This window comes from Microcoleus sp. OTE_8_concoct_300 (assembly GCF_031383065.1).
GTDB lineage: Bacteria > Cyanobacteriota > Cyanobacteriia > Cyanobacteriales > Microcoleaceae > Microcoleus.
The window spans coordinates 1-5548 of record NZ_JANMZH010000150.1; the positions used below are offsets into that span (position 1 = coordinate 1).

At 43.4% G+C, this 5548-nt stretch carries 2 protein-coding genes and 1 pseudogene; all 3 read right to left on the reverse strand.

The genetic code is table 11. The features are described from left to right. Nucleotides 1-231 precede the first annotated feature (231 nt). Nucleotides 232-1764, reverse strand: coding sequence for a phospholipase D-like domain-containing protein (locus ACUVJL_RS07425; protein ID WP_445245267.1), 1533 nt, complete (start codon nucleotides 1762-1764; stop codon nucleotides 232-234). After that, the gene (locus tag ACUVJL_RS07430) at nucleotides 1761-5255 is read right to left on the reverse strand and encodes an AAA domain-containing protein (protein ID WP_445245268.1); all 3495 of its coding nucleotides are present in this window, start codon (nucleotides 5253-5255) and stop codon (nucleotides 1761-1763) included. Before ACUVJL_RS07430 ends, ACUVJL_RS07425 begins: the two co-directional genes overlap by 4 nt. A 115-nt stretch (nucleotides 5256-5370) precedes the next feature. Next, nucleotides 5371-5548: pseudogene (locus ACUVJL_RS07435) on the reverse strand (homoserine kinase); the annotation flags it as partial.

Sequence of the window (5548 nt, forward strand, 5' to 3'; positions counted from 1 at the left end):
TTCACACTTGCTCCTGAATCGGCTGTTAGGTCGATCGTCCCCTAACTTCTATCTTAGGAAGGGTTTTGCGATCGGGGGTGGAACTTTAGGTGAATTTTAGATCCACATCGAAAATTGAGGAGTTCGATCGAGTGTTGAGTCCGCAATTGTATTAAAAATCACTCAATTTTTTAATTAAGCCCAGAGTCCGTCCGAGGGAAGAAGGTTTTAACTATGTGGAAGCGATACCATTCAATCTTTAAATCGCGACCTATAGCTATCGAACAGTTCATCGATTTTCTGGAGGTCAGATACCAGCGTCCCCCGCTCATCCCGGAAAGTGCGATCGCGATCGCCCTTGAAGGAAAGCCAGTTGAAACTTGTTGTTACAGCAAATTTCACATCAGAGATGAGGATTTTTGCATGGGTATCTCCAAGGCGCTTGAGCCGGAAGTTATCTTTGTACTGACTCGCTAATTTTTGAATATTCTTCTCCGCCTGGATATCAGATTGGTACTTTTTATCATCGTTCTCTCCCAAACCGTACCCAATGAAAACTTGTACTCCCCGTTTGAGAAGATTTTCAAATTGTTGAATAAACCGTTTATCCACAGAACTTGCCCGAATCCAAGGAGAGATAATCATCAAACGTTCTTGGCTATCTTGAAGAGCCTGTTCTAGGAGTGGGCGGTGTTCGTACATCTCTAGCCAACGCATAGGAACCGCCGCTAAGAGAGAATCTAGTTTGACTTGGAGTTTCTCTATTTGTTGTTGTGCCTCTTGAAGTTGTTGCTCAAGAATGAGTTTTTCTTCCTTATCTTCAGTTCGTTCTAGAGTGTTTCGAGTTATTTCTATTTGTGCTTCTATCTGAGCTTGAGCAGCAGAAACTTCTTCTTTAAGAGCCTCAACTTGTTGTAAAGGAGCTTGAGCAACAAATTCATGCCCTAAAACTTCTGCCGCTAACTTTTGGGGTGCGCTTTCCCTCAATGCCTCTAGTAAACGAAGTTTTTTGACCCCCTTAGCACGAGCAAATGCAGCTTCATGTTCATTAGAAAGGACAGCATCGATAGCAAAGGCAACCTGAACATCATCACTGTCCTTTGCCTTATAGATTAGTATTAAGGCAGGTTGAAAAAACCTCTGCCTGCGCTCAATAGCTTTCAAGGCTAGCAGGTCTCGCTCTTGCTTGACTTTGGCTTTGCTTGCCCCCTCAATCTGACGAATAATTACCTCCACATCTTTGAGTTTGAGGTCGGACAATTCTGGTGGCTTTTTCGGAGAGGGTTCAATTTCTATAATATCCTTGTCGCGCAAGTCTTTTGGCTTGAGCAAACGTGACTCCAATTGCCCGTACCAGCGAGGATGCCGTAGGAGTCCATCAAAGTTGATATCAAATGTTCGCTCCTCTGGAACAATAATTTTGGCATCACGGAGCGTTCCTTCACCTTTTTTGGTCAACTTCCAAACTTGCATCAGAGAGTCATGAGGGGCTATGAGGTCAATATCCTCACTCATCCTTAAATTGATCATGGCATCCCTGATGATAGGCGGTTCGAGACCGAGAAACCCACCAATATCCTCTTCAGAGGATAGACCAACGTTAATAGCTTTCAAAACATATTCTTCTATCGGGGGAATCGGTTTACGGAGTTGGGTTAGAACTTGAACCGTGATTTTATAAACAGGCAAACCGACTTCTCTACAACTAACCAGGTCAAAGCCTGTACGATTGTCGTAGCGACGTAGTTCTTCTGGAGTAAGAGAAGCTGATTCTTCTGAACTCATAATTTAGCCTCTATTAGGACACAATTTTCAGGGTGACGCTCAACGTAATCCAAAACTCGGTGTAATGGATTGTCGTGTGAGGTTCTACAAAAGTGGTGATCTCCGACGATTACTAAGCCAACTTTACCTCTGGATAAAGCCACATTCAGTCGTTCTGCATCGCGTAGAAAACCCACTTTACCTTCTTTGTTAGAACGAGTCACAGAGTACACTGCAATATCAGATTCGCGTCCTTGGAAGGCATCCACTGTATTACACTCAACTGTTAATGCTTGCCAATTATTTACTTCTGAGTCAAGGTTACGATTAAGTATTTTGAGCTGTGCTGCATACCCAGTCAAAACAGCCACGCTGTATTTTTGATCATATTGTAATGCTATTTGATTTAGCTGTTTGAGAAACCGAACAATGACTTTAACTTCACAGGCATTGTTAAAGCTAGAATTAACAGATTGCTCGCGAAAGTCAGGAAGTTTTGTTGTTGTCAGCCAAGTAACTGGTTGCGGTAAAACCCTGGTAAGATTTTTATCTACATCAGGCCCGGAACTTTGAAGTTGACAATCGTAAAAGCATTCACTGACAAGATTACCGATTGGTGCTACCATTCGATGTTGAATTGTTAACATCTTGCGGCATCCATCTGGGAGTGTTCTGAGGAGTCGATCGAATAAAGTTTCTCGGATATCCTCCTGAGTAAGTTCGTATTTGTCCAGAAAATCAGAATCTCTGCTGGCTTCATCTCGGAAGGGTGGGAGTTGTTTGGGGTCGCCCACCAGTATCCAGCGGTGGGATCGCGCCATTGGAACTAATACTTCTGTCGCCGTAGCTTTTGAAGCCTCATCAACAATGCACAGGTCAAATTCTATGTCTTGAATATCTCTAGGAATTCCGATACAGGTTCCGGCTACTACTTGCGATCGCTTAATCAAAGGTGCATTGAATTTATCATTTCTACCAAACTGATCGAACCACTCCGTCTGGATACTCAGCAATTGTTGAAGCATTTTTACATCTGGATTGTTTTTCTCAATTAGTATGCTGATATAACCACTTATATCTTCCGACGATAAGCCCAAAAGTTCTTCTGTATCAATTCTACTTAACTGTTGCAGACGTTTGGCTGTTTTCTTCTGCTCATCACGCGCTTCTTTTGACTGCTGACGCAGACTGACAATTTCAGCTTCAATACTTTGAACTTCCTCTAACCTCTCCTTGGGTATGTGAGCTTTTACTACTGATTCTGGGTTTTCTGGGTCGTAATTGATAGCTAAAATTTCGTCTAAGTCCAGTTTCCAAATAGCAATCTCTGTTTTCAAGGTTTCGATCTTGGCGGCTATAGTTCCCAACTCTTGAAACATTGTTGCCATTTCACTATCCTTGTGAGAGATACCTCGCTGTGCTGACCAATCAGCAATAAACTTTTGCCCCTTGGCGATCCCTTCCTCCCGCCACTGGTTCATCTGTTCTTCTAGTAAAAGCGAATGAAGATTATCTGATACCCGTTCATGGTTTCCAAGTCGCACCAACTTCAAGTTAGGATTTTGAGCTTGAATTCGCTCTAGGGCGTTATCTAGTGCTACATGAGTTTGTGAACTGAGCAAAATTCGAGCATTAGGATTAGCTTTAAGAGTTTGCAGAACAACTTCTGTAATAAATGTTGTCTTTCCTGTACCTGGTGGACCTTCGACAATTAGAAAATCTTCTGTTGCGAGTGCAGCTTTAACAACTTCCTGCTGTGATTCATTGAGAGGTTGAACAAACTGGACATCCACCTCTAGTTTAGGAGTACGGACTTCTTCGGGATTGACGAGTAAATGGCGAATGTCTAAACGTACTGCGCGGTCAAATCGAACGGCATCAAGGGCAGTTTTTTGTCGATTTAAGGCAACTTCAGCCGCACGGGTATCAAAGCGTAGCTCACCCAAATGTGGGAGTCTGTCTGGTTCTCCAAATTTGACATAAAGAACCAATTTATCACCGATGACTTCCTCAACATCTCCTCTCAAGATGCTAAATCCATCAGTTCGGGTCACATGGCGCGGTTGTCCAGCTAGGTCATCTTCTGGAAATTCTGATAATTCAAAGGTAACGCGGTTTCCATCACGAGTAACGCTTGTATATTTAATTGGTTTCTCTCGGTTTTTCTCCCAATCTGTCTTGGCCCTGAGAATATTCCACCAAACTCGAAATATCCGTTGCTTTTCTTTTTCATCTTCTTGTTCTTTTAAGTTGGCTTCATGCTCTATAACTGTATCCTGTAGCTCTTGAATCACCTCTACGGCTTCATATATGTTCAGTGGGGTTCCAAGTTTGAACTCGTAGGGGAGAATCGAAGCAGGCTCTCGACGCTGTTCCAGTTGCGAGTAGGAAGTAGCCCAAGCATTGAAAATAACTAGGTGATTTCGTCGGTTTTGATCCACCTTCATGTGATAACGATAGGAAACACCATAAATTTCGTAGTGATCTTCACGAGATGGATCGTCTGCATCGTCCTTAAATTTATAGGGACGAATCCCACAACCAGATTCATTATTGAGATCGTCAAGGATAAGATTCTTGATCTCAACTTCAGAAGAAATCTCAAGTTCACTCTGAAGTCGGTTCAAACACTTTGGTGTAAGCTCAAGGAAACAAGGGCGTTTCTTAATTTCCCTTGTTTTTGTTTTCCCTTGAATAGCATTAAGTTCAGCTAGCAGTACCTCTGCATTGCGCTGACGCTCTTCTGGATAGAGAGAAACAGCTCGCTCGATTACTTCAAGGATTTCAGGTGGTGCATTAAACGCTTTCAGTGCGCTGGCGATACTATTATGATCTGTGAGTTCAATATTGGTCAGGCACTTCAAAACCAAGACACCAAAACTGAAAACATCGCGGGTGTAGGTATAGGAACCATCGTCGGGTTCTGGCGGCGTAAATGTACGCGATACAAAATCTTTGAGAGTAATGCTTGGTTGCAAATAGCTCTTAAGCTTGGATATGCCAAAGTCAGCGAGTTTGAGTTTACCGTCACTCCCCACTAAAATATTGCTAGGCTTGATATCCCGGTGTATTATGCTGCGACTATGGGAAAAAGCCAAAGCCTCTAGCACGGGCAACGCTACCGCTTTCCAAAATGAATCCCAACCGTCGGGTGGAGATTCTTTCAGAAGTGTTGCCAAATCCTTGTCCATCCACTCCAAGACGAGAAAATAATTACCCGTAGTTTCATCCTTGCCAGAATCGAGAAGTTCCACAATTCCGGGGTGCTTCAACTCTTGCAGGGCTTGGGTTTCACGTCTGAAAGACTCGACTATAATATCTGCTTCAATCTGCCCGTGTTTGAAGACTTTTACCGCAACTTGCCGTAAACCCTCTTTCATATCGATTGCTTGACAGACATCAGCCATCCCCCCTGAGCGGGAGTTATCCGATAGAGCATAACGCCCGTTGATGACTGGCATAACTTGGCTACCCCTAGAATATTTCTGTTCTTTTTGTAACACAGATCCCATGAAACAGGCTTTTCAGCGGTTTATGGACTGTCAATCATAGGTAGTCTTAATATTTTTAGATGATGGCGAATTTTTAAGATGCGTTTACCCGAAAGGGTACACACCTTACCAGTAACTAAGTCGAGACTTGTGCTCCTTGGGTATCGATCGCGATCGCCCTTACATCAGCCTTCACCTCAAATTCCCCCCAAGCAGCCGCCATCGCTTTCTCAACCGCTGAGGCAGATGTCACATCAGTTAAAGCTAAAAGTGTTGGCCCGGCACCGCTAATTACCATTCCATAGGCCCCTGCA

Excerpts from the sequence above, each read along its gene's own strand:
- ACUVJL_RS07425 (WP_445245267.1), bottom strand. The coding sequence starts at position 1,764 with ATGAGTTCAGAAGAATCAGCTTCTCTTACTCCAGAAGAACTACGTCGC.
- ACUVJL_RS07430 (WP_445245268.1), bottom strand. The coding sequence starts at position 5,255 with ATGGGATCTGTGTTACAAAAAGAACAGAAATATTCTAGGGGTAGCCAA.